The 23,556-nt window shown below is 63.3% G+C and carries 19 protein-coding genes and 1 pseudogene; 5 read left to right on the forward strand and 15 right to left on the reverse strand.

Annotation, left to right across the window (positions count from 1 at the left end; translation table 11 throughout):
* Position 1: 1 nt before the first annotated feature.
* From glgX to AC3WP7_RS27530, 14 genes and pseudogenes are all read right to left on the reverse strand, one after another.
* Positions 2 to 2,161: a glycogen debranching protein GlgX gene (gene glgX / locus AC3WP7_RS27465; RefSeq protein WP_071488163.1), complete on the reverse strand. Its 2,160-nt coding sequence runs from the start codon at positions 2,159 to 2,161 to the stop codon at positions 2 to 4.
* Between the two features lie 120 nt (positions 2,162 to 2,281).
* The gene (locus tag AC3WP7_RS27470; protein ID WP_093121129.1) at positions 2,282 to 2,530 is read right to left on the reverse strand and encodes a DUF2934 domain-containing protein; all 249 of its coding nucleotides are present in this window, start codon (positions 2,528 to 2,530) and stop codon (positions 2,282 to 2,284) included.
* Between the two features lie 25 nt (positions 2,531 to 2,555).
* Positions 2,556 to 5,306, reverse strand: a complete 2,751-nt coding sequence (locus AC3WP7_RS27475; protein ID WP_102592925.1) for a malto-oligosyltrehalose synthase — start codon at positions 5,304 to 5,306, stop codon at positions 2,556 to 2,558.
* The gene (gene malQ / locus AC3WP7_RS27480) at positions 5,303 to 7,387 is read right to left on the reverse strand and encodes a 4-alpha-glucanotransferase (RefSeq protein ID WP_102592924.1); all 2,085 of its coding nucleotides are present in this window, start codon (positions 7,385 to 7,387) and stop codon (positions 5,303 to 5,305) included. Before malQ ends, AC3WP7_RS27475 begins: the two co-directional genes overlap by 4 nt.
* On the reverse strand, positions 7,384 to 9,129 hold the full coding sequence (gene treZ / locus AC3WP7_RS27485; protein WP_102592923.1) for a malto-oligosyltrehalose trehalohydrolase: 1,746 nt from the start codon (positions 9,127 to 9,129) through the stop codon (positions 7,384 to 7,386). Before treZ ends, malQ begins: the two co-directional genes overlap by 4 nt.
* 20 nt (positions 9,130 to 9,149) lie before the next feature.
* Positions 9,150 to 10,703 (reverse strand): glycogen synthase GlgA, encoded by a 1,554-nt coding sequence (gene glgA, locus AC3WP7_RS27490; RefSeq protein ID WP_092243891.1) that lies wholly within the window; start codon positions 10,701 to 10,703, stop codon positions 9,150 to 9,152.
* 508 nt (positions 10,704 to 11,211) lie between these two features.
* A complete protein-coding gene (locus AC3WP7_RS27495) occupies positions 11,212 to 12,165 on the reverse strand; it encodes a D-2-hydroxyacid dehydrogenase family protein (protein WP_102592922.1) in 954 nt (317 codons plus the stop codon).
* A 27-nt stretch (positions 12,166 to 12,192) separates the two neighbouring features.
* The gene (locus tag AC3WP7_RS27500; RefSeq protein WP_092243884.1) at positions 12,193 to 13,194 is read right to left on the reverse strand and encodes an alpha/beta fold hydrolase; all 1,002 of its coding nucleotides are present in this window, start codon (positions 13,192 to 13,194) and stop codon (positions 12,193 to 12,195) included.
* Positions 13,195 to 13,250: 56 nt separating this feature from the next.
* Positions 13,251 to 13,682 carry a YqaA family protein gene (locus AC3WP7_RS27505; protein WP_102592921.1) on the reverse strand — a complete coding sequence of 144 codons (432 nt, stop codon included), beginning with the start codon at positions 13,680 to 13,682 and terminating at the stop codon, positions 13,251 to 13,253.
* Positions 13,679 to 14,125: a DUF411 domain-containing protein gene (locus AC3WP7_RS27510; protein WP_092243878.1), complete on the reverse strand. Its 447-nt coding sequence runs from the start codon at positions 14,123 to 14,125 to the stop codon at positions 13,679 to 13,681. The genes AC3WP7_RS27505 and AC3WP7_RS27510 overlap by 4 nt, the downstream gene beginning before the upstream one ends.
* An 87-nt stretch (positions 14,126 to 14,212) precedes the next feature.
* On the reverse strand, positions 14,213 to 14,671 hold the full coding sequence (locus AC3WP7_RS27515; protein WP_071488173.1) for an SRPBCC family protein: 459 nt from the start codon (positions 14,669 to 14,671) through the stop codon (positions 14,213 to 14,215).
* Positions 14,672 to 14,749: 78 nt separating this feature from the next.
* Positions 14,750 to 15,595 carry a methyl-accepting chemotaxis protein gene (locus AC3WP7_RS27520; RefSeq protein WP_371914421.1) on the reverse strand — a complete coding sequence of 282 codons (846 nt, stop codon included), beginning with the start codon at positions 15,593 to 15,595 and terminating at the stop codon, positions 14,750 to 14,752.
* A gap of 15 nt (positions 15,596 to 15,610) precedes the next feature.
* Positions 15,611 to 16,744, reverse strand: a pseudogene (locus tag AC3WP7_RS27525) (HAMP domain-containing protein); the annotation flags it as partial.
* A gap of 134 nt (positions 16,745 to 16,878) precedes the next feature.
* Complete coding sequence (locus AC3WP7_RS27530) at positions 16,879 to 17,874, reverse strand: aldo/keto reductase (protein ID WP_071488175.1); 996 nt, start codon at positions 17,872 to 17,874, stop codon at positions 16,879 to 16,881.
* A 119-nt stretch (positions 17,875 to 17,993) separates the two neighbouring features.
* Between AC3WP7_RS27530 and AC3WP7_RS27535 the strand changes: the two genes are divergently transcribed.
* On the forward strand, positions 17,994 to 18,905 hold the full coding sequence (locus AC3WP7_RS27535) for a LysR family transcriptional regulator (protein WP_093513313.1): 912 nt from the start codon (positions 17,994 to 17,996) through the stop codon (positions 18,903 to 18,905).
* Here the strand turns inward: AC3WP7_RS27535 and AC3WP7_RS27540 are convergent.
* Positions 18,902 to 19,807 carry an AraC family transcriptional regulator gene (locus AC3WP7_RS27540; protein ID WP_093513312.1) on the reverse strand — a complete coding sequence of 302 codons (906 nt, stop codon included), beginning with the start codon at positions 19,805 to 19,807 and terminating at the stop codon, positions 18,902 to 18,904. The two genes, AC3WP7_RS27535 and AC3WP7_RS27540, sit on opposite strands and share 4 nt — an antisense overlap.
* A 102-nt stretch (positions 19,808 to 19,909) precedes the next feature.
* On the opposite strand from AC3WP7_RS27540, the gene AC3WP7_RS27545 reads away from it, so the two are divergent.
* The 4 genes from AC3WP7_RS27545 to AC3WP7_RS27560 are packed head-to-tail and all read left to right on the forward strand — an operon-like array spanning position 19,910 to position 23,553.
* Positions 19,910 to 20,470: a carboxymuconolactone decarboxylase family protein gene (locus AC3WP7_RS27545; protein WP_092243867.1), complete on the forward strand. Its 561-nt coding sequence runs from the start codon at positions 19,910 to 19,912 to the stop codon at positions 20,468 to 20,470.
* Positions 20,471 to 20,505: 35 nt separating this feature from the next.
* The gene (locus AC3WP7_RS27550; protein ID WP_102592920.1) at positions 20,506 to 21,567 is read left to right on the forward strand and encodes an acyl-CoA dehydrogenase family protein; all 1,062 of its coding nucleotides are present in this window, start codon (positions 20,506 to 20,508) and stop codon (positions 21,565 to 21,567) included.
* A complete protein-coding gene (locus tag AC3WP7_RS27555) occupies positions 21,564 to 22,367 on the forward strand; it encodes an ABC transporter ATP-binding protein (protein WP_092243861.1) in 804 nt (267 codons plus the stop codon). Before AC3WP7_RS27550 ends, AC3WP7_RS27555 begins: the two co-directional genes overlap by 4 nt.
* Positions 22,354 to 23,553 carry an ABC transporter substrate-binding protein gene (locus AC3WP7_RS27560; RefSeq protein WP_102592919.1) on the forward strand — a complete coding sequence of 400 codons (1,200 nt, stop codon included), beginning with the start codon at positions 22,354 to 22,356 and terminating at the stop codon, positions 23,551 to 23,553. The genes AC3WP7_RS27555 and AC3WP7_RS27560 overlap by 14 nt, the downstream gene beginning before the upstream one ends.
* Positions 23,554 to 23,556: the final 3 nt, after the last annotated feature.

A 23,556-nucleotide genomic window follows, 5' to 3' on the forward strand; every position in this document is an offset into this window, starting at 1 on the left:
CTCACACCTCGTCTTCGCGCTGCAACTCGAACAACAACAGCGAGCGCCCGGTCACGGCGTACTCGTGATCGAACTCAAAGCGTTCCTGACCGCGTACGGCGGGCTCGTTGGTGTCGAGCATGCACGTCCAGAACTCACCTTCGGGCACTGGCGGCAAGCGGAAGTTGACCATGTCGTGATGGGCATTGACCACCAGCAGCAAGGTAGCGTCGGCGCCGGGACGGCGAATCCCGGTTTCCTGGGCGCGACCATCCATCAACATGCCCAGGCAGCGACCGTTGCTGTCCTGCCACTGTTCGGTGGTCATCTCGTTGCCATCCGGCGCCAGCCAGGTGACGTCCTTCACGCCGATGTCTTCGTTGTAGTCGCCCACCAGGAAGCGACCACGACGCAGGATCGGGTAGGCCAGGCGCAGCTTGATCAGGCGCTTCACAAACTTGAGCAGCGCCTTGCCATCTTCGTCCAGGTCCCAGTTGATCCAACCGATCTCACTGTCCTGGCAGTAAGCGTTGTTGTTGCCGTGCTGGGTGCGCGCAAACTCATCGCCAGCCACCAGCATCGGCGTGCCTTGGGACAGGAGCAATGTGGCGAAGAAGTTGCGCATCTGGCGCAGGCGCAGGGCGTTGATTTGCGGGTCGTCGGTCGGGCCTTCGACGCCGTGGTTCCAGGACAGGTTGTTGTTGCTGCCATCCTGGTTGTTTTCGTCGTTGGCTTCGTTGTGCTTGTCGTTGTACGACACCAGGTCGTGCAGCGTGAAACCATCATGCGCGGTGATGAAGTTCACCGAGCTGTAGGGACGTCGCCCACGGTGGTTGAACATTTCGCCGGAGGCGGTCATGCGGGCCGCGAAGTCGGCCAGTTGGCCGTCATCGCCTTTCCAGAATGCACGCACGGTGTCGCGGAAACGGTCGTTCCATTCCACCCAGCCAGGCGGGAAATTGCCCACTTGATAGCCACCGGGGCCGCAGTCCCAGGGCTCGGCGATCATTTTCAACTGGCGCAGCACCGGGTCCTGGCGGCAAGCCACGAGGAAGCTGTGACGCTCGTCGAAACCCTCGCGGTAGCGGCCAAGAATGGTCGCCAGGTCGAAGCGGAAGCCGTCGACGTGCATCTCGGTGGCCCAGTAACGCAGCGAGTCGGTGACCATCTGCAATACGCACGGGTGGCTCAGATCCAGGGTGTTACCCGTGCCGGAGTCGTTGATGTAGAAGCGCTTGTCGTCCGGCATCAGGCGGTAGTACGAAGCGTTGTCGATGCCGCGCATGGACAGCGTCGGGCCGCGCTCGTTGCCTTCGGCGGTGTGGTTGTAGACCACGTCGAGGATCACTTCGAGCTTCTGTTCATGCAGGTGCGCGACCATCTCCTTGAACTCGGCAATCTTGCCGCTTGCCAGGTAGCGCGGGTCGGGGGCAAAAAACGCGATGCTGTTGTACCCCCAGTAGTTGGTCATGCCTTTTTGCAGCAGGTGCTGGTCATTGACGAAGGCATGCACCGGCAGCAGCTCCACCGACGACACGCCCAGTTGGCGGATGTGCTTGAGCACGTCGTCTTCCATCAGCCCGGCGCAGGTGCCGCGTACTTCATCGGCTACGGAAGGGTGACGCATGCTGATACCGCGAAGATGGGTCTCGTAGATGATCGTACGGTCCCACGGCACGCGTACCGGTTGGTCGTTGCCCCAGGTGTGCGCCGGGTCGATCACCTTGCATTTGGGCACGAAGGGTGCGCTGTCGCGCTCGTCGAAGCTGAGGTCGTCGTCCGGGTGGCCGATGGTGTAGCCGAACAGCGCCTCCGACCACTTGAGCTCGCCCACCAACTGCTTGGCGTAGGGGTCGATCAGCAATTTGTTGTGGTTGAAACGGTGGCCGTTGGCCGGGTCGTAAGCACCGTACACGCGGTAGCCGTAGATCAGCCCGGGGTGGGCGTCGGGCAGATAGCCGTGGAAGGTCTCGTCGGTGTACTCGGGGAGTTCGATACGTTCCAGCTCGACCTCGCCGGAATCATCGAACAGGCACAGTTCGACCTTGGTTGCGTTGGCCGAGAACAGGGCGAAGTTGACGCCCAGGCCATCCCAGGTCGCGCCCAGCGGGAAGGGCAAACCTTCACGGATCCGCGACGGTTCATTGCCCGGCGTCGGTGGGGTTTTATCGGGTTTGCTCATTGAAAACTTGCTCCTGCAAAGATGTTTTTCAAGCCGAACGCGGCCGTGCCGATGAAATTTCAGCTGAGAATCTGGAAGGTGGAATCACCTCTTGCCGACCGTGCCGGCAAGAGGGGGGTATCAAGGCTTGGGTTTCTTCGGCGCGGGAGGTTTTTTAGCCGCCGGTGGCGCCGGCTTGCTGGGCGCAGGCTTGGCTTTGGTGGCTGGCTTGGGCTTGGCGGCCGCCTTGGGTTTGCTCGGCGTCAGCGCTTCGGCTTCGGCCAGTTTGCGCGCCATCTCCCAATGCCGCGCGTCTTGCCCATGGGGCTTGCCTTCGGACTCCCAGATCTGGTGCGCCAACTCTTTTATGCGTTTTTCGTCAGTACTCATCGCAATGCTCCTCAACAGAAAATTTTCAGCTTTCTTGATCATCAGGATTGATAAGGACATTGACCGGGAAATCCCCCAGGGCAGTGCTGATCAACAGCTCCTTGTCTGGTGTGACTGCGCCTGTATGAAAAAGTCCCTTCCAGTTTTTGTTTGTCGCGGCGAACGGTAATTTCACCCGTGTGTCGCCCCAAACCTGCGCATTGATCTTGGGATGCACACCGTTTTCAAGCAGGTCATGCGGCCATCTCGGCACCACCACCAGCAGGTAGTTGCCCTGGTGCTCGCGCGCGAACGCGACCACCCGTTCGGCGTGTTTGCCAAGCACTTGCAGCGGAGTGTAGGTTCCTTTGCGGAACAGCTCGGGACAGGCCTTGCGCAAGCCCAGCACCTGGGCAATCAATGCCTGTTTGATACGCCCGTCGCGCCAGTTGAACAACAGTTCGCCGATGTCCGGTGGGGTATCCAGCGCCTGTTGCCGGGCGTTGAAGTCCACCGGCCTGCGGTTGTCCGGGTCCACCAGGCTGAAGTCCCAGAACTCGGCGCCCTGGTACAGGTCCGGTACACCCGGCACCGTCATGCGAAGCAAGGATTGCGCCAGGCCATTGAGCGCACCGGCCGGCGCGATGGCCTGGGCCGCCGCGCCGATAGCAGTGCGCAACACCTGGCCTTCATCGCTGAGCAACAGCCGCGCCAGGAAGGCTTCGACGCCTTGTTCATAGGCTTCGTTGGGCGCGCTCCAGCTGCTTTGCAATTTGGCTTCGCGCAGGGCTTTCTGTTGCCATTGCCACAGGCGCTGCCGATAGCCCTCGAAGTCATCGGTCTGGTCCAGGGGCCAACTGCCCAGCAGTACCTGGTAGAGGATCAATTCATCGCCCGCTGAAGGCGTGCTTGCATCCGTCTTCAGTGGCGCGGCGAGGGCGCGCCACTGCTCGACCTGCTCGGCGTACCACGCCGCGCACTCGCTCAGCACGGCCAGGCGCGCGCGGGTATCTTCGCCGCGCTTGTGGTCATGGGTGGCGGTGGCCAGCAGGTTGTCAGGGAAGCTCTGCAGGCGTTGCTGGTTGACCCCATGGAAGTCGGCCAAGGGGGCGCTGAATTGTTCGGTGCTGAAGCCCACGTCGTTGCGCGACAGCAATACCGCCGAGCGATAGAACGCGGTATCTTCCACGGCCTTGGCGGCGGCGGGCGACGTCAGTTGCTGGAAGCGCACGCAGGCATGCTTGAGGATCTTGCGTTCACGGCCCACCGGGCGATTGCGCCACGGCTGGCCGCCCAGCCAGTTGGCCAGGTGGTCGAGCACCGGCCAGTCACCTTCGCCCAGGGTGGTGCGGGCGCCATCCATGGCCTGTTGGAACAGCCTGTCGTCGGCGGCGCTGCGGCCACGGGCGCTGATATAGGTGCGGTACACCGGGAAGTGCACGATCAGTTCCTGCAAGGCCCGGCGGATGGCGCCGAGGGTCAGGTCGCGGGTCATCACATCGTCGCGGGCCACTTGCAGCAGGGCCTGGGCCACGCTTTCAAAGTCGCCGCCGAGGGAGCCGTTGAGGATCTGCTGGCGGGCCAATTGCGCTTCTTCGATAAACGCAGCAGGCCGCTCGCTGTGACGGGTCCACAACGCGGCCAATGGCGCGAAGCCGTCCGGGTGATGTTGCAGCAGCGACAACTGGTTCATGAACTCGTAGCCGGTGGTGCCGTCCACCTGCCAGTCGTCGCGCAGGGTTTCGCCTTCGCCGAGGATCTTCTCCACGAAGATCGGCAAGTGCCGTTCGGGTGACAGCGAGTCCACCCGACGGCGCAGCTTGCGGCAGTAACCGCGCGGGTCGGCCAGGCCGTCGATGTGGTCGATGCGCAGGCCATCCACCAGGCCTTCGCTGATCAGTTCGAAGATCTTGCCATGGGTGGCCTCGAACACAGCGCTGCGCTCGACGCGCAGGCCACCGAGTTCGTTGACGTCGAAGAAGCGCCGCCAGTTGATATCGTCCGCCGCCGTGCGCCAACTGGCCAGGCGATAGGCCTGTTGCTCCAGCAACTGATGCAGGCGCTTGAAGCCCTCGGGCTGGCGACCGTCGAAAGCCTTCAAGCGCTGTTCGATCGCCGGCAGCAGGTCGGTGGCGCGCTCGGCCAGCGCTTGTTTGAGCGAGGCGGCCGCGTGGTAAGCGTCGTCCTGGCAGGCGAGGGCGCTGAAGCGCTCGGCCAGGGGGTGGAGCCGTTCATCGGTGCCCAGGATCGCCGCGTAATCCTTGGGGCAGATGGGGAAACGGTGTTCGTAATGCTCGACATAGAACGCGCCGTGGTCGGCATCGAAGTGCAAGGTCAGGGTGCCGGCCTGCAGGGCTTCGCCGTAGTCGCTGCCGAGGAACGGCATCAGCAATTGGCCTTTGAGCAAGGGGTCGGGCGAATGCCACTGGATGTCGAAGAACTCGCTGTAGGGGCTCAGGCGGCCCCACTCCAACAGGTCCAGCCACCAGGGGTTGTCGGCCCCGCCGACGGCCATATGGTTGGAGACGATATCGAGGATCAACCCCATGTCGTGTTCACGCAGCGCAGCGACCAGGCGCCGCAGGGCCGGCTCGCCGCCGAGTTCCGGGTTGACCGTGGTGGGGTCGACCACGTCGTAGCCGTGCATGGAACCGGCGCGTGCACTCAGCAGCGGCGAGGCATACAGGTGGCTGATGCCCAAACGGGCGAAATACGGCACCAGTGGCACCGCATCATCGAGGGTAAAACCTTTATGGAATTGCAGGCGCTGGGTGGCGCGCAGGGGCAGGGCTTTCATCGGTCACGCTCATAGGCTTGGTTGCGCGCGACGGCCAACAGTTCGAGGCGGCGGGCGGCGCCGGCATTGTCGAGCAGGCTGGACGCCTCGCCCGGCAGGCGGCGGCGCCAGTTGGGGTGGGTATCGGTGGTGCCGGGCAGGTTGGCTTGTTCCTCAACGCCGAGGGCGTCCTCCAGCGGCAGCAACACCAGCGGTGCGCGGGTGTGGCCGAGGTAGCGCACGCTGGCGTCGATCATGTGGTCGGTTTCATTGCGGATCTCTTCGACGAAGTTCTGCGGGTCCTGGCTCAAGGCCTGGCGCAGTGCCTGGCGTTCGCGCAGGCGGTGTTCGCTCCATTGCTCCACGGTCGGCGCATCGATCAGGCCGAGCTGGATGTTCCACTCGATATCGCGGCTGTGCCACCAACCGTTGAGGGTCGGCAGGTCGTGGGTGCTGGTGGTGGCCAGGGCGTTGTCCGGCCAGTCGAGGATCGGCTTGAACTGGCCTTCGTGGTTCTGTTCGAACAGCAACACGCGCATGCCCAGGATCGAGCGGGCGATGAGCTTTTCGCGCAGGCCGTCCGGCACGGTGCCCAGGTCTTCACCGAGCACGATGGCCCGGTGGCGGTGGGATTCCAGGGCCAGCAGGCGCAGCAGGTCGTCCACCGGGTAATACAGGTAGGCGCCGTCACGCGGCGAGGCGTCCACGGGCATCACCCACAGGCGTTGCAGGCCCATCACGTGGTCGATGCGCAAGCCGCCGGCGTGGGCGAAGTTGGCGCGCAGCATTTCGATAAAGGCGCGAAAGCCGTGGCGCTTGAGGCCTTCGGGGGAGAACGCGGAAATGCCCCAGCCCTGGCCGGCGCGGTTGAGAATGTCGGGTGGCGCGCCCACGGTCAGGTCGGCGAGCAATTCATCCTGGCGGCTCCAGGCCTGGCTGCCACCCCCGTCGGCGCCCACTGCCAGGTCGGCAATCAGGCCGACGCCCATGCCGCTGCCGCGTGCGGCTTGTTGTGCGCGCTCCAGGCAACGGGCGATCAGCCATTGGCAGAACGCGAAGTAGCCGATCTCTTCACGGTGGTCTTCGGCGAACAGGGCCAATGCCGGGCTCTGTGGGGTGCGCCAGTCTTCTGGCCAATGGCGCCAGTCGAGGTCTTCACCGGCGGCGGCGCGGGCGGTTTGCACGGCTTCGAAGCGGCAGTGGTTTTCCAGGGCCTCACCGCCGGCCTGGCGGAAACTCTGGAAGTCGGCGTGTTGCGGGTGGTGGCCGTGGCGGAAGTCTTCGTACAACGCACGCAGCAGGCGCTGCTTGGCGTTCGCGGCGGTGGGCCAGTCGATCAGGCTGTGTTGCTCCAGGTCGTGCAGTTCATCCGCCAGGCCGCTGGCTTCGATGGCGTTGCGCACTTCGCGCTCGCCCAGGATGCAACCCGGCGAGGCATACAGGCTGTTGAGGAACAAGCGGCTGGAGGGAGAGTACGGGCTGTAGCGCGCGGTGTCGGCGCTGAACATCGCGTGCATCGGGCTGATCGCCAGGGCATCGGCGCCACGCTCGGCCGCTGAGCGGGCGAGGTGCTCCAGGGCCAGGGTGTCGCCGAAGCCGCCATCGCCCAGGCGGCGCAAGCTATACAGTTGCGCGCTGAGGCCCCAGGCGCGGGCAGGTCGGCTGTCGACCGCTTCGGCCACGCTGTAGCAATGGGTGGGCGCGACGGCCAGGGTGAAGGTCTGGTCGGCAATATGCACCTGGTGGTAGCCGAGGGCGATGACGCCGGGCAGGACGGCGTCGCCATCCAGGCGCAGCTCCAGGGTTTCACCGTCTTCCAGGCAGACCCGGCAGAGGGTGTCCGGTTCGAAGTAGCGGGCCAGGTCCAGGCCTGCGCCGCTGTCGATGGTCAGCAGGGGCGGCAGGTGTTTGTCTTGTTGCACCTGTTCCAGTGCCCGCAGGCTGGCGTTGACTTCGGCATCGGTGTCGGCGGGGTGGCCCAGGCCTTTGAGGACGGCGCGCAGGGCGTCGGGTTTGACACGTTGCGGGCGGCCGTTTGCGTCGATCCAATCGACGGCCAGGCCCGCTCGGCTGGCGAGGATTTCCAGGTTCGCTTCGCTCAAGGGTGCTCTCCAACAGGGGATAGGGTGACGCGTGCGCTATACGGCGGCAGGTGCGCGCCGGTGTTGGCAGGCGTTTCAAACAGCACAGGCGCCGTCGCTGGGTGATCCAGCGGGTTGGCGCTCAGGTTGAGGTCGATCTGCAACAGGCTGCCATTGCCCAGGCGCCAACGAGCGCTGACGGCGCCTTCGGCCAGCACCTCGGCGCCCAGGGCCACGCTGCCGGGCAAGTGCGGCACGATGTGGCCGTGGCGCAGGCTCAGCAGTTGGCGGTAGAGCTCGGTGTGTTCGTTCTCGTGAAAGCTTGGCGTGGTCTGCGAAAAGGTCGTCAGGGCATTCGGGTCGGGGATGCGTTCGCGTCGCTCCGGGTCCTGGAACGCGGCGAAATCCTTGAACTCATTGCGACGGCCTTCGCGCACGGCTTCTGCCAGTTCGCCATGGTGATCGGTGAAAAACAGGAACGGCTCGCGGGCGTTCGATTCGTCGCCCATGAACATCAACGGGATCATCGGGGAGAGCAACAGCAGGGCGGTCGCCGCCTTCAATGCCTGCGGCGAGCAGAGTTGATGCAGGCGCTCGCCCAGGGCACGGTTGCCAATCTGATCGTGGTTCTGCAGGAAGGCCACAAACGCGTTCGGCGGCAGATGCCCGCTGGGTTCGCCACGTTCATGTCCATGCCGGGTGGTGTGGCCCTGGTAGATAAACCCTTCGCCCAGGCAGCGCGCCAGTTTGGCCGTGGGCTCTTCGGCGAAGTCGCTGTAATACGCGTCGGTTTCGCCGGTCAGCAGCACATGCAGGACGTTATGGAAGTCATCGTTCCATTGCGCGTCGAAATCCTGCTGCAGGAGACTGGCCTGGTTGAGTTCGTTTTCCAGCATCAGCCAGACGTGCCGGCCGGAATCCACCTGCTCGCGCACCCGGTGCGCCAGTTCCTTGAGGAAGTCCGGGTTGTCGATGGCGTGGACGGCGTCCAGGCGCAGGCCGTCGAAGCGGTATTCGAGCAACCACATCAAGGCGTTATCCAGGAAAAAGTCGCGCACCTCGCGCCGGTTGAAATCTATCCCGGCGCCCCAGGGCGTGTGCACGTCTTCCTGGAAGAAGCCCTTGGCGTACTGACCCAGGTAGTTGCCGTCCGGCCCGAAGTGGTTGTAGACCACGTCGAGGATCACCGCCAGGCCGTGCTCGTGGGCGCTGTCGATCAGGTGCTTGAGCTGTTCGGGCGTGCCGTAGGAGGCTTGGGGCGCGTAGGGCAGGACCCCGTCATAGCCCCAATTGCGATCACCGGGGAATTGCGCCAACGGCATCAATTCAATCGCGGTAACACCCAGCTCGGCCAGGCGTGGCAGATGTTGTTCGATGCCGGCATAACCCCCCATGGCGCCGACATGCAGTTCATAGATGACGGCCTCGTGCCAGGGGCGGCCTTGCCAAGTGCTGTGGCGCCAGTGATAGGCAAGGGAATCGACCACCACGCTCCAACCGTGCACATCCGCGGCCTGGGCCCGGGAGGCCGGGTCGGGTACATCCATTTGCCCATCGATATTGAAGCGGTAGCGCGTGCCCGCCGGGCACGCTATTTCGGTTTCAAACCAGCCATCTGCCTGGGGCAGCATGGCAACAGATTTGCCGTGTTCCAATTCAACGCTGACATAAAACGCGTCTGGCGCCCACAAGGCGAAACGCGTGTGTTGCGCGTCCAGCATGATTGCGCCGTGGGGCCAGGTTTCCAGAGTCCTTAACGGCATCTATAGAGACCTCCCGATGATTATTTAGCGGATTTCCCCAGTGCTTTAGCCACCAGTCGCTCGTACAGCTCGGCGTAGGGTTCCACCGCCTGGCTCCAGTTGAACGGTTGGGTCATCGCTCGGCTGCGCATGGCATTGAGCAGGCCAGGGAAGGCAAACACTTTGAACGCGCGGTTCAAGGCTTCTTTGTAGCTGTCGACCGTGGATTCATTGAACAGAAAGCCGGTCACACCGTTTTCGATGGTGTCGGCCAGGCCGCCGGTGTTGCGGGCGACGGGCAGCGAGCCGAAGCGCTGGGCGTACATCTGGCTCAGGCCGCAGGGCTCGTAGCGCGAAGGCATCAGCAGGAAATCGCTGCCGGCGAACATGCGGCGGGCATCGGTCTCGTTGAAGCCGATGCGCACACCGATCTGGCCGGGAAAGCGCAGCGCCAGTTCGCGCATGGCGTTTTCTTCTTCCGGCTCGCCGCGACCGATAATGGCGATCTGCCCACCTTGCTCGACGATGAAACTGGCCACCGCTTCGGTGAGGTCCAGGCCTTTCTGGAACACCAGGCGCGAGACCACGGCGAACAGCGGGCCGGTCGAGTCATGCAGGCCGAACAGGTTGCGCACCTGTGCGGCATTCACGGCTTTGCCTTCCCAGTCGCCGATGTTGAAGTTGTGCGTCAAGTGCGGGTCGGTGGAGGTTTCCCAGCTGTCTTCAATGCCGTTGGGAATACCGCTGAGCAAACCTTGCTGGGTCTTGCTGGCCAAAAAGCCATCGAGGCCGCAGCCGAACTCGGGCGTCGTGATTTCCCGGGCATAGGTGGCGCTCACCGTGGTGATATGACTGGAATACGCCATGCCGGCCTTGAGGAACGACATCTTGCCGTAGAACTCCATGCCCTCCTGCTGCAAAGCGTGAGGTGGAATGCCCAGCTCTGGCGTCGACGCCAGGCTGATCACGCCTTGATAGGCCAGATTATGGATGGTGAACAATGTCGGCGTGCGTGACCCACGCCAGTGCATGTACGCCGGGGCCAGGCCGGCGGGCCAGTCGTGGGCGTGCACCAGGTCCGGGCACCAGTGGATCTGTGCCAGGTTGGCGGCCATGTCGGCGGCGGCCAGGCCCAGGCGGGCGAAACGAATATGGTTGTCCGGCCAGTCGCGGCCGTTGTTGGCGCCGTAGGGCGTGCCTTCGCGCTCGTAGAGTTCAGGGCAGATCAGTACATAGATGACCAGGCCATCCTTGAGGTCCATGCGCCCGATCTTGCACGGCGGCAGCGCCGCGTGGCCGCCCAGCTCACCGATGATATGGATCGGGTTGTCGCTTTCCATCACCTGCGGATAACCGGGGATCAGCACCCGCACATCGTGCAGGTGGGCCATGGCGCGGGGCAGGGCGGCGGAGACGTCGCCCAGGCCACCGGTTTTCACCAGGTCGGCGAACTCGGAGGTCACAAACAGGACTTTCTTACGGTTGGGGTTGTGGCTCGGAACCGGCCGCACTGTGGTGAGGTCAGCCAACGCGGCGACCCCGCCAACGCTCTGACTAACACGCTCTCCCTGAATACTTGCAGCGGCACTGATCATAATTCTCTCCACGTGTTGGTCGGCTAATGGCCGGCTGCCATTAACTCCGTCGACCGCATCCTGCGGCCACGCGCACAAGCGCTGTACAGATCTGGCAAGGCTTATGCCAGTTGCACGGTTGGCAGATATAGATTGGATGGACGGGCATCGGGCTGGAACCGTGTGTGCTCGTCGTACCTTAAAACTTGACCAATGGCCGAGTTGAAAAGTTTAGATTTTTTGCGGGGTTTTTGTTTTGGAACGGACCCATCGGTCATGAGTCTAGGACAGATCCCAGAGCCTGTAGGCTTTCTGGGAATATTTTGTAGGACAAAAAAATTGTAACCATATGCCAGGTGCTCTGTGGCGAGCAGGCTTGCCCTGCGTTGGGCTATGTAGCATGGGGGAGCGCTTCGCGCTCCAACGCGGGGCAAGCCCGCTCGCCACAACAAGCCCGCTCGCCACAACATGCCCGCTCGCCACAGCAAGGCGGTTCGCTATAAGAGTGCGAACGCACAGAAACGGTGCGTCAGCCCAGCACGCGAATGGGCGTGCCGTTCGTCCAGGCTTGAATGTCTTCGATCATCTGTGAATAGAACTGCCGGTAATTCTGCTCGCTCACGTAGCCCACGTGCGGGGTGGCCAGCACATTCGGCAACCTGCGCAACGGGTGATCCGCCGGCAACGGTTCCTCGGCATACACATCCAGCGCCGCCCCGGCCAGGCGACCGCTTTCCAGGGCCTGCACCAGTGCCTGCTCATCCACAATCGGCCCGCGTGCAGTGTTGACCAGGCGCGCGCCGGGTTTCATCCATCCCAGCGCCTGGGCATCCACCAGCCCACGGCTACGGTCGCTGAGTACCAGATGAACGGTAAGGATGTCCGACTGTTCAAACAGCGCTTGCTTGCTGACCCAGGTCACGCCGGACTCGGCGGCACGTTCCGGCGTGAGGTTTTCACTCCAGGCAATCACGCGCATGCCGAACACCTGAGCGAACTGCGCGACCTTCTGGCCAATGCTGCCCAGGCCGAGAATCCCCAGGGTCTTGCCGTGCAGGTCGCCGCCGAGGCCCACCTGCCAATGGCCGGCACGCAACGAATTGGCTTCGGCCACCAGGTTGCGGGTGGAAGCCATGATCAATGCCCAGGTCAGTTCCGGCGCGGCGTGTTTATAGCTGTCGGTGCCGCAGACCTGAATGCCCAGGGCCTTGGCGGCGGGAATGTTGATGGCGGCGTTGCGCATGCCGCCGGTCACCAGCAATTTGAGCCGGGGCAGGCCTTGCAGCAGCGCCTTGTCGAAGGTGGAGCGTTCGCGCATCACGCAAATCACCTCGAACCCCTGCAAACGCTCGATCATCGTGGCGGTATCCGCCGGGTAATCGTGCAGGAAGTGCACCTGGCCTACTGCCTCAAGGACTGACCAATCCACCACGCCTCTGGCCACGTCCTGCCAATCATCAATGACTGCGATCTGTACCGACATTCAACGAGTGCCTCGAAAAAGGTTGGATTAAAGGGCGTTCAGCCCCTGCAACAGTGCTGCGTGAAACCGGGCCGGCTCTTCCATTTGCGGCGCATGCCCCAGGCCTGGGAATTCCACCAGGGTGGCATGGGGGATCAGCTTGGCTGCCTGCTTGCCAAGCACGGCGTAGTTGCCGAGCTTGGCTTTGACGGCTGGCGGCGCGACGTCTTTGCCGATGGCGGTGTTGTCGGACGTGCCAATCAGCAGCAGCGTCGGCATCTTCAGGTCCTTGAACTCGTAGTACACCGGCTGGGTGAAGATCATGTCGTAAATCAGCGCCGAGTTCCATGCGACCCGCGTATGCCCGGGGCCGTTGCTGAGGCCGGCGTACATGTCTACCCAGCGCTCGTACTCCGGCTTCCAGCGCCCGACGTAATAAGTGTTGAGTTGGTACTTGCGGATGCCCTCGGCACTGACATTCAGCTCACGGGCATACCATTGGTCGACGCTGAGCGAGGGCACCCCCAGCGCTTTCCAGTCTTCCAGGCCGATCGGATTGACCAGCGCCAACTGTTCGGTTTGCCCGGGGTACATCAGCGCGTAGCGCGTGGCAAGCATGCCGCCGGTGGAATGGCCGACAAGGGTAGCCTTCTGAATACCGAGCTTTTCCAGCAGTTGGTGGGTATTGAGGGCCAGTTGCTGGAAGCTGTATTGATAGTGATCGGGTTTGCTGGAGCTGCAGAAGCCTATCTGGTCCGGCGCGATCACGCGGTAGCCGGCGTCGCTCAGGGCCTTGATCGAACTTTCCCACGTCGCGCCGCAGAAGTTCTTGCCGTGCATCAGCACCACGCTGCGACCGTTGGGCTTGCCATTGGCCGGCACGTCCATGTAGCCCATTTGCAGGGACTCGCCTTGGGATTGGAACTCGAAATGCTTGAGCGGATAGGGGTAGTCGAAGCCTTGCAGTTCAGGACCGTAGGTGGCGGCAAATACCGGCGCGGCGGTGGCCGTGAGCAGGCCGGCGATGCAAAAAGCGCGGAACAGAGGCATGGGCAGGGCTCCTGGAAAGGTGGTTCGGATGCTGTTGCCCGAGGATTAAGCAGCGATTAAATCCATTGCAAAGTCACGGCGGCCAGCGCGCCATAACGCAGGCCTTTGGCCAGGGTCACCAGCAACAGAAATCGCCACAATGGCTCGCGCAGCACTCCGGCTACCAGCGTCAGCGGGTCGCCAAGGATCGGCACCCAACTGAGCAACAGCGTCCAATGGCCCCAGCGCTGGTAATGCTGGCGGGCTTTATCCAGTTGCTGGTCGCTGACCGGAAACCAGCGCCGCCCCTTGAAGTGCTCCACCCAGCGCCCCAGCCACCAGTTCACCACCGAACCGAGCACATTGCCCAGGGTGGCGATACCCAGCAACAGCCACAGGCTGTAATGCCCGCTGAGCAGCAGGCCGACCAGCACGGCTTCCGATTGCAGGGGCAGCAAGGTCGCGGCGCCAAACGCCGCGAAGAATAACCCCAGGTAGCCCGCGATCATTGCGCCGGGTATTCAGCCACGACGACATCTTTACCCTCACGGGTCAGGCCGATGACCTGATAGGCCTCGCTGCGGCCTTCCACTTCCATGCCGGGCGAGCCCATGGGCATGCCCGGCGCGGCGATTCCCAGCAGGTCGTCGCGCTTGCGCAAGGCCAGCACCTGTTCGGCGGGGACGTGGCCCTCGACGAATTTGCCGTCGATCACGGCGGTGTGGCACGAGCCCAGGCGCGGCGCTACGCCCAGGCGTTGCTTGACGGCACTCATGTCGGCTTCGACGTGGTCATTGACCTTGAAGCCGTTGCTTTCCAGGTGGCTGATCCATTTTTTGCAGCAGCCGCAGTTGGCGTCGCGGTGCACGTCGATGGGGATCAGGTCGGCGGCCTGGGCCAGGGTGGCGGTGAACAGGGTCGACAGCAGGGCCAGGCGCAATGGGATTTTCATAGGATCTCGCGTGCAGGTGGGATGGCGGCGATCATGACGACGTCATCGCAGGCAAGCCAGTGTCCACAGGGCGAGAATGTTTCAAGATTATACGAGCGGTGGATTTTCCAGCCGGTGCTTGAGCTGGTCCAGGGCAAGCGCCGACAGTTCGATCATGCGTTTATGCAAGGTGGCAAGTTGCAGTTCGGTTTCATAGGTCAGTACCCGCTTGAACAGCGTGCCGCCCTGGTGGGGCATGAGGAAGTAGTGAATCGAACCATCCACGGCCAGGGACGTGAACACGGTCTTGAACTCGCCGGGGCGCCGGGCGATCTGCACGCGGTAGCTCATGGGCACGCGTACACCCAGCAGGTCGATCATTTCGGTGAAGCGGGCGCCGGCGGGGAGTGAGCCGGTAGTGCCGGTATCGGCACCGAGGGACGTGGGGTGCCATTCGTGCCAGCGATCCGGCTGGGTCACATAGTCATAAACGGCATCGATGGGAGCCTGGATAAAGCGTTCCTGACTGATCCGTTCCAAGCGGACCGACTGCTCGGCTGCGCGCATGGCACACCTCCTGTGCGTCTTCGAACTGTCAGAATAGTCCCACTCCCGCACATTGCACGGGAGTGTTTCAGCCGTTTATCAGCACACCTTGAAACGACTCATCAGGGTAATCACCCGCCCATTCGCCTCGAGCAGGCTCTGGGTATTGTTTTCGGTGGCGTGGCCGCTCTGTACCAGCTCTTCGACCATTTGTCGGATCTGCACCATGCTGCGGTTGATCTCCTCGGTCACCGCGCTTTGCTGTTCGGCGGCCGTGGCGATCTGGGTGCTGAGGTTGTTGATATGGCTGACGGAGCCGGCCATTTCATCCAGCCCGGTATTCACCCGCGCCGTGGCGTCCGCCGCCGACTGGCAACTGGCCTGGGTGTTTTCCATCGCCGCCACCGAGGAGCTCACGCCTGCGGTCAGGCGCGTGAGCATGTCGTTGATCTGCGAGGTACTGGCCTGGGTGCGTGCGGCGAGCGCGCGCACTTCATCGGCAACCACCGCAAACCCACGGCCTTGCTCGCCGGCCCGCGCCGCTTCGATGGCGGCGTTGAGGGCCAACAGGTTGGTCTGCCCGGCAATCGCGCCGATCACGCCGAGGGTTTCGGTGATGCGTGCAGCGTCCTGGCGCATGTTCTCTACGCTGTGGGTAGCGCTGGAGACTTCGCCGATCAAAGCGCTGACGCTGTTGGACGCCTCACCGACCACCACGCGGGAACGATCGGCATGCTCGTTGGCGCGCTGGGTGAACGCGGCGGTTTCGGCGGCGTTTTGCGCCACGGTGTCGGCGGTGGAGCTCATTTCGGTAATGGCGGTCACCGTCTGGTCGGTCTCCGACGCATGCCGCACCAGGATCTGGTTGGTGTGCGCCGAGGTCTGTTGCAACTGCGCAAGGCTCGACGACATGGCGCCGGTGGCCTGGGTCACTTCGCCGATCATGTTTTGCAGGTAGACGATAAAGCGGTTAACCGAATGGCCGATGGCGCCCAGTTCGTCTTCGGCACGGATGGTGATGCGTCGCGTGAGGTCGGCGTCGCCGGCGGAGAGTGCGTCGATATTGGTTTTCAGCGACTTCATGCGCTGCACCAGTTGGCGGATCGCATATACCGCGAGCAGCACCAGCAACAACACCATGGGGATCTGCAACAGCGCCAGGCTGCCGAGCACGTCATTGCGCTGGGCGGTGATCAGCGAGGTGGGCAGGGCGGTGGCTAGGAACCACGGGGTGCCCTCGATAGGGCGCATGTAGAAGGTGCTGGCCACGCCCTGGTTGTCGAACTCATTGCGTTGCAGGGCCTGGTCGCGATGGGCCAGGGCTTTGCTGACCTGGGCGGCAAACGCGGAAGTGCCGGTGAGTTCGCTGATGTTTTTCAACACCACCGGGCCGCTGATGCGCGAGCTGTTGCTGATGATCTTGCCGTCGCCTTCAACGATCAGCATTTGCCCGCCGATGTCTTTCTCTTTGCTGGCCACCAGGTCATTGAAGAAGCCCAGGGTCACGTCGATGGTGGCGACGCCATAAGGCACGCCGTCGCGCTGGATTGCCATGGCGCAGTTGGTGCGCGGCTCCTGGCTGGCGTCGTCCTTGTAGGCGGCGGCCCAGGCACATTGACCGCGTGGCGAAGCGAGGCCGCCCTTGTACCAGCTCTGGTCGTAATAGTTGGGCGCCGGGTCGCTGTTCCAGAAGGTGTTCACGGTCAGCTTGCCCGATGCATCGCGGTGCCAGAACGTGCTGTGCTTGTTGCGCCCCGGGGTGCGCTGGTTGGGCAGCGGCCAGATGCCGCCGCCGAAGACTTTCAACTCGCCATACTGGTCGACCAGGCCCGGCAGGACTTTGTCGATGGCATCGCTGTCGAGCAATGGAATGGTCTGGGTGATGCTGCGTTGCTGGGACTGGACCTTGTTGAGTTCGCCCTGGATCTGCTCGGCGACCTCGGCGACACGGTTGAGCACCACCTGCTCTTCGGTGTGCTGTAGCTTGGGCGCGACCAACTGGCCGATACCCACCACGGTCAACACAAATAACACCAGGACGAACAGCACCAGGAACAGGGTATAGCGGGCTTGGATGGAGCGCAGTGGGGGCATGGGGTCGTCCTTACGAAGCGTTTATTGTCGACGCGGCTTTGTTAGAGCTTCGTAGGGCTATCGGCTTGGCAGGACAGAGCTTTAGGTACGATGGTGCAAGAAAATACCGCGCCGGTGACCGACGCGGTATTTATTCAGATATCCAGCATAGCCATGACGGCCTCGGGGTAGCGCAAGCCGGCGGGCGCCTCGGCAGGGAAGATGGCCTCCAGCGCCGCCAGTTCGCCCGGGCTGAGGCTGACCGACAGCGCGGCGACATTCTCCTCCAGGTATTTGCGCTGCTTGGTGCCGGGAATCGGGATGATGAAATCACCCTGCGCCAGCACCCACGCCAACGCCAGTTGCCCGGCGCTGATACCCTTGTCGGCGGCCAGTGCCTGCACGTTTTTCACCAGTTCGAGGTTCTTGCCGAAGTTCTCGCCCTGGAAGCGTGGGCTGAAGCGGCGGTAGTCATCGGCGCCGAAGTCGTCCGGGCTTTGCAGCGCGCCGGTCAGAAAGCCACGGCCCAGCGGGCTGTAGGGCACAAAGGCGATGCCCAGGCGCTGGCAGGCAGCGAGGCAGCCGTTGTGTTCCTGGTCGCGGCTCCACAGCGAGTATTCGCTTTGCAGGGCGCTGATCGGGTGCACCTTGTGGGCGCGCTCCAGGGTGGCGGCGGAGGCTTCGCTCAGCCCCAGGTAACGCACCTTGCCCTGTTGCACCAGCTCGGCCATGGCGCCGACGGTTTCTTCGATGGCGACCTCCGGGTCGATACGGTGTTGGTAATACAGGTCGAGGGTTTCTACGCCAAGTCGTTGCAGCGTGCCGTCGATGGCCTTGCGGATGTATTCAGGGCGGCCGTTCACACCCCGCACGGCGGGGTTGGCCGGGTCACGCACGATGCCGAACTTGCTGGCCAGGAACACCTGGTCGCGCTTGCCGACGATGGCCTTGCCGATCAGTGCTTCGTTGGTGTGCGGACCATAGATATCGGCGGTGTCGAGGAGGTTGATGCCCAACTCCAACGCGCGGTGCAGGGTTGCCGTGGCTTCGCGGGTGTCGCTGCCGGGGGTGTAGAAATCGCTCATGCCCATGCAGCCGAGGCCGATGGCTGAGACGAGTGGGCCGTGGGTGCCGAGTGTGCGGGTATGCATGGGTTGTGCTCCTTGGGTGGGAAGGCCTGCATTGTCACGCTCGACAAAACCGGGATAAACCGGCTAAAAGCACTAACACTATTCGTAATATCTGAATAATCAGCGCAAGGAACCGCCCCTTGGACCGTTTCAACGCGATGCGCGTGTTCACCCGGATCGTCGAATTGCGCGGTTTTGCCAAGGCCGCCGACAGCCTGCAATTGCCCCGCGCCTCGGTGACGGTGTTGATCAAGCAATTGGAGGCGCACCTGGGCGTGCAACTGTTGCAGCGCACCACGCGGCAAGTCAGCCCGACGCTGGATGGCGCGGCGTACTACCAACGCTGTGTGCAGTTGCTGTCGGACCTTGAGGAAACCGAGGCGGTGTTTTCCACCCGGCGCCAGAATCCACGCGGCACCCTGTGCGTAGACATGCCGTCAGGAATAGGGCGCTTGATCGTGATCCCTGCATTGCCGGCATTCACCGCCCGCTACCCCCAGATCGAACTGGAGATCAGCCTGAACGACCGCCCGGTGGACTTGATCCGTGAAGGCGTGGATTGCGTGCTGCGTGGTGGTTTGGCCCTGGATGAGTCGCTGGTGGCACGGCCTCTGGCGATGATGGATCAATTGACGTTGGCGAGCCCGGGGTATCTGGCGCGCAGAGGGATGCCTGCATCGTTTCAGGACCTGGCCAACCATCAGATGGTCGAGTATGTCTCCAGCGTCACGGGCAAACGCTTTGGCCTGGAGTTTGAGGTCGACGGCCAATTGCGCACGGTCAACCTGTCAAAAGGCTTGGCGGTGAACAGTTCCGATGGCTATTTCGCGGCCTGTGAAGCCGGGTTCGGCTTGATCCAGGCACCCGGTTACCATGCGATGCGCCAATTGGCCGAGGGCACCCTGGTGCAGGTATTGCCTAGCCTGGCGGTGCCGAAAATGGCCCTGTCGGCGCTATATCCGCCGCACCGTCAACTGTCCCAGCGTGTGCGGGTGTTCGTGGACTGGCTGGTCGAACTCTGCGCCCGGCCCGACACCGGTTTGCAGCGCTAGGTCTGGGCCTTGCGATACGCCCCAGGCTGTTGCCCGGTGACCTTGTGAAACGCCCGGGTGAACGCTGCCACCGACTGATACCCCACGGCCAGCGAGACGTCTGCCACCGTCTGGTCCTGCTTGAACAGTTGGCAGGCATGGCGCATGCGCATCATCAGCAGCACTTGCCCTGGCGACTGCCCGCACAGTTCATTGAAACGCTTGAAAAACGCCGAGCGCGACAACCCGGTGCACGCGGCCATGCTTTCCAGGGTCCAGGCCTCGGCGGGCTGGGCGATCAACTGCTCCAGCAAGTTGGCGAACGCCGGTTGCCGGGCCAGCGCCGCCAGGCCGCCGAGTTCACGGTTGTCCAGCACTTGTTGGCGCAGGACATACAGGAACAACAGGTGGCACAGCCGCTCAAGCAAGGCAGAGGAGGGCGCAGGCACGCGCTCGCACTCTTGCAGGATCAGGTCGAACAGGTTGCGCGCGGCGGTCAACGAAGGGTCGCCTGCGCGCAGGATGATCCAGGCGGGCAGGGTGTCGACGATCATCGCCGACAGGCCGGACTGGAAGTGAAAGAACCCGCAGACCAGGCCGACGCCATCGCTGGCGGCGCTGTCCAGGGGCTCCATCGGTACACGGGGGCATTCCTGGGCGCCGGCGGCGGTGGGCTCACCGGACAGCCGATATTCCAGGTCGCGCAACAGGAACACCGCGTCGCCGTTATCCAGCCGATGCGGCGTGGCGTCGCCCTCGATATGCAGCCAGCACTGACCCTGCACAATCAGGTGGAAACTGGCGCTCGCCAGGCCGTGGGTGCTCGCATGCCAGTCGCCGCAGTAGCGGCCCACATGGAACAGGCTGGTGTCGAGTTCGAGGCTGTCTAATAACCAATCGACAAGTGCACTGGACGAATTCATCTAATGGAAAGACTCAAGAGCAAGTAATCGCTACTTTAGCCTATTGAGACGATTTCTTATAACCAACAGACTGGATACACGAACCCATCAGGAGACCACTCCATGTCCCGTGTACCCCTGCTTACCCCTGAAACCGCGCCGGACGCGGCCAAGCCCTTCCTGGAAAACGCGCTGAAAGGCTCGGGTTTCATCCCCAACCTGTTGGCGGTACTGGCCAACGCTCCGGCGGCGCTGGAGACCTATATTACCGTGTCCGGGCTGAACGCCAAGGCCGAACTCAGCCTGGCCGATCGCGAAGTGGTGCAGTTGATTGCGGCCACCACCCACGGCTGCGATTTCTGTGTGGCCGGCCATACTGCCGTGGCACGCAACAAAGCCAAATTGCCGGAAGAAGTCATCGACGCCCTGCGCCAACGCGGTGAGCTGCCCAATGCCCGCTATGAAACCCTGGCTGCGTTTACCCGCGAAGTGATCGCCAGCCGTGGCGATGTCAGCGATGCCGGTTTTGATGCGTTCCTGGCCGCCGGTTATACCCAGGGCCAGGCGCTGGAAGTTATTTTGGGCGTGAGCCTGGCAACCCTGTGCAACTTCGCTAACGTGTTTGCGCGCACCCCGTTGAACCCGGAGCTGGCGCAATACCGCTGGGAAAAACCCGCAAGCTGAAGATGACCCACCCGCTGTGAAAAGGAGAAACATGAATGCTTGACCCAATCTTGAGCCGTTGGCTCGATGTTCAAGCGCAGGCCCTGGACGTGGGCAGTTGCGATCCACAGGAAGTGCTGCCACGGCTGGCAGAGGCCAATGTATTGCGTATCGGCGTGCCGGCTCAGCTTGGTGGCCTGGGTGGGGATGTGGCCGGTGGGGTGGAGGCTATCGCCAATGTTGCCAGCCATTCCCTGGCGGCGGCGTTTGTGTGCTGGGGCCAGCGTTCGTTTATCGAATATTTGCTGCAAAGCCCGAATGCGCAACTGCGTGAGCGACTCTTGCCGGACCTGCTCAGCGGCAAGTTGGCGGGGGCCACGGGGCTGTCCAATGCGATGAAGTTCTTGTCGGGTATTGAAGCCCTGCAGATCAGCGCCGAGCCTACCGACGACGGCTGGACCCTCAACGGTCGGCTGCATTGGGTCACCAACCTGCGCAAAAGCGGTTTTGTCGCTGCGGCTGCCATCGAGCATGCCGGGGGTGGTGCGCCGTTTATCCTGGCGATTCCGGATGCGGTGGCCGGCTTGCAGCGCTCCCGCGACCTGGAACTGCTGGGGTTGCAGTCCAGCAACACGGCGGCCCTGGGGCTCGAAGGCGTGGCGCTGAGTCGCGACTGGTTGCTGCATGAGGATGCACGCAAGTTTTTACCTGCGGTGCGCCCGGCGTTCCTTGGGTTGCAGTGTGGCATGTCCATCGGCCTGGCCCGGCGCTCCCTGGCGGAAGTGGCCAACCACCTGGGCGCGACCCGTACGGTGTTGCGCGAAGAGCTGGAGACGCTGCGCGGGACTTTGGATCACCTGGTCAGCGACCTGAAGAACGGCCTGTTGGCCGGGCGCTTTGCGGCCGAGCCGGCAGCGTTGTTCAAGCTGCGCATCGCCCTGGCCGAAACGGCCGCCCATGCTGTGCAACTGGAGTTGCAGGCCAGCGGCGGCAAGGCCTACCTCACCGCACACGGCAGCGGTTTTGCGCGGCGCTGGCGTGAGTCGGCGTTCGTGCCGATCGTGACCCCGAGCCTGGTGCAATTGCGCACCGAGTTACAGCGCCAGGCCAATCTATGACGAACGCGGTATTGAACGCCCAGGGGATTTGCCTGGGGTACGCCGGCGGGCCAGTGTTGCAGGGCTTTGACCTGCAACTGCAGCCCGGCGAAGTGGTGTCGATCCTCGGTCCCAGCGGGGTAGGCAAGTCCAGCCTGCTGCGGGTGCTTGCCGGTTTGCAGGCGCCGCAGAGCGGCAGTGTGCGGGTGCTCGGTGAACCTGTGGATGGCCCTCACCCGCGTGTTGCGGTGGCGTTTCAGGACCCCAGCCTGCTGCCCTGGCTGAGCCTGGAAAAGAACGTCGCCTTCGGCCTGGACTTCGCCCGCCAGCCACACTTGAGCGTTGAGGAACGCCGCCAGCGTGTCGACCACGCCATCGCCGCCGTTGGCCTGGAGCATGCGCGCCAGCACTTCCCGGCGCAGCTTTCCGGCGGCATGGCCCAGCGTACGGCGCTGGCCCGTTGCCTGGCGCGCCAGCCCCAAGTGCTGTTGCTGGATGAGCCGTTCGGTGCCCTCGACGAGGTGACCCGCGCCGACATGCAGCACCTGCTGCTCAAGGTCAACCGCGAGCAGGGCTCGGCGGCCGTGTTGATCACCCATGACATTGATGAAGCGCTGCTGCTGTCGGACCGCATCCTGCTACTGGGCAACCGCCCGGCGCGGACGTTGGGCGAGTGGCTGATCGACCTGCCGCAACCGCGCGAAGAACAGGTGGAAGCCATCGGCGCGCTGCGCATCGATATCCTCAAAACCCTACGGCAGGCGAGCCGCCCTCAACCCAACCCCCTTGACCTGCTGGAGCCTGCCCATGTGCCTGGATGACCTGACCCACTCGCGTCGCGACTTTCTCAAACTCTCCGCCGTGCTCAGTGCCGCCGGCGCCTTGCCGCTGCTGAGCAGTCTGCAGGCCCGCGCTGCCAGCGAGCCGGACGCACCCGTGCGCATTGGCTACTTGCCGATCACTGACGCCACGCCGTTGCTGGTGGCGCATAACAATGGCCTGTTCGAAGCCGAAGGCATCAAGGCCGAGCGCCCGGTGCTGCTGCGCAGTTGGGCGCAGGTGATCGAGGCGTTCATTTCGGGCCAGGTCAACGTGATTCACCTGCTGTCGCCAATGACCGTGTGGGCACGCTATGGCAGCAAGGTGCCGGCCAAAGTGGTGGCGTGGAACCATGTGGGTGGCTCGGGCCTGACCGTGGCGCCGGGCATCACCGATGTGAAGCAATTGGGCGGCAAGTCGGTGGCGATCCCGTTCTGGTATTCGATCCATAACGTAGTAGTGCAGCAACTGTTCCGCGACAACGGCCTCACGCCGGTGGCGCGGGCGGCGGGCAGTGCGATTGCGACCAATGAGGTCAACCTCATCGTGCTGCCACCGTCGGACATGCCACCGGCGCTGGCCAGCAAGCGTATCGATGGCTATATCGTCGCCGAGCCGTTCAACGCCCTGGCGGAAAACCTCAAGGTCGGTCGCGTGCAGCGCTTCACCGGTGACGTGTGGCGCAACCACGCATGCTGCGTGGTGTTCATGCACGAGCACGACCTGACCAGCCGCCCGGAGTGGTCGCAGAAGGTGGTGAATGCCATCGTCAAGGCGCAGGTGTGGACCCGCGACAACCGCGAAGCGGCGGTGAAGCTGCTGTCCAAGGACGGCCCTAACCGCTATACCCCGCATGCCGAGCCGGTGTTGAGCAAAGTGCTGGCGCCCGCCGCGGCCGACCGTGTGGCCTACCTGGCCGACGGCGCGATCCAGCATGGGAGTTGGGATGAGCACCGCATCGATTTCCAGCCCTACCCATTCCCCAGCTACACCGAGGAACTGGTGCGCCGCCTGAAGGACACGCTGATCGAGGGCGACAAGAAATTCCTCGCCGACCTGGACCCGGCGTTTGTCGCCAAGGACCTGGTAGACGACCGTTTCGTGCGCAACGCCATTGAGTCCGTGGGCGGCATGAAGGCCTTTGGTTTGCCTGATGGGTTTGAGCGGCATGAGGAGATTGGCGTTTGAACA

The organism is Pseudomonas sp. FW305-3-2-15-C-LB1, from assembly GCF_058787615.1.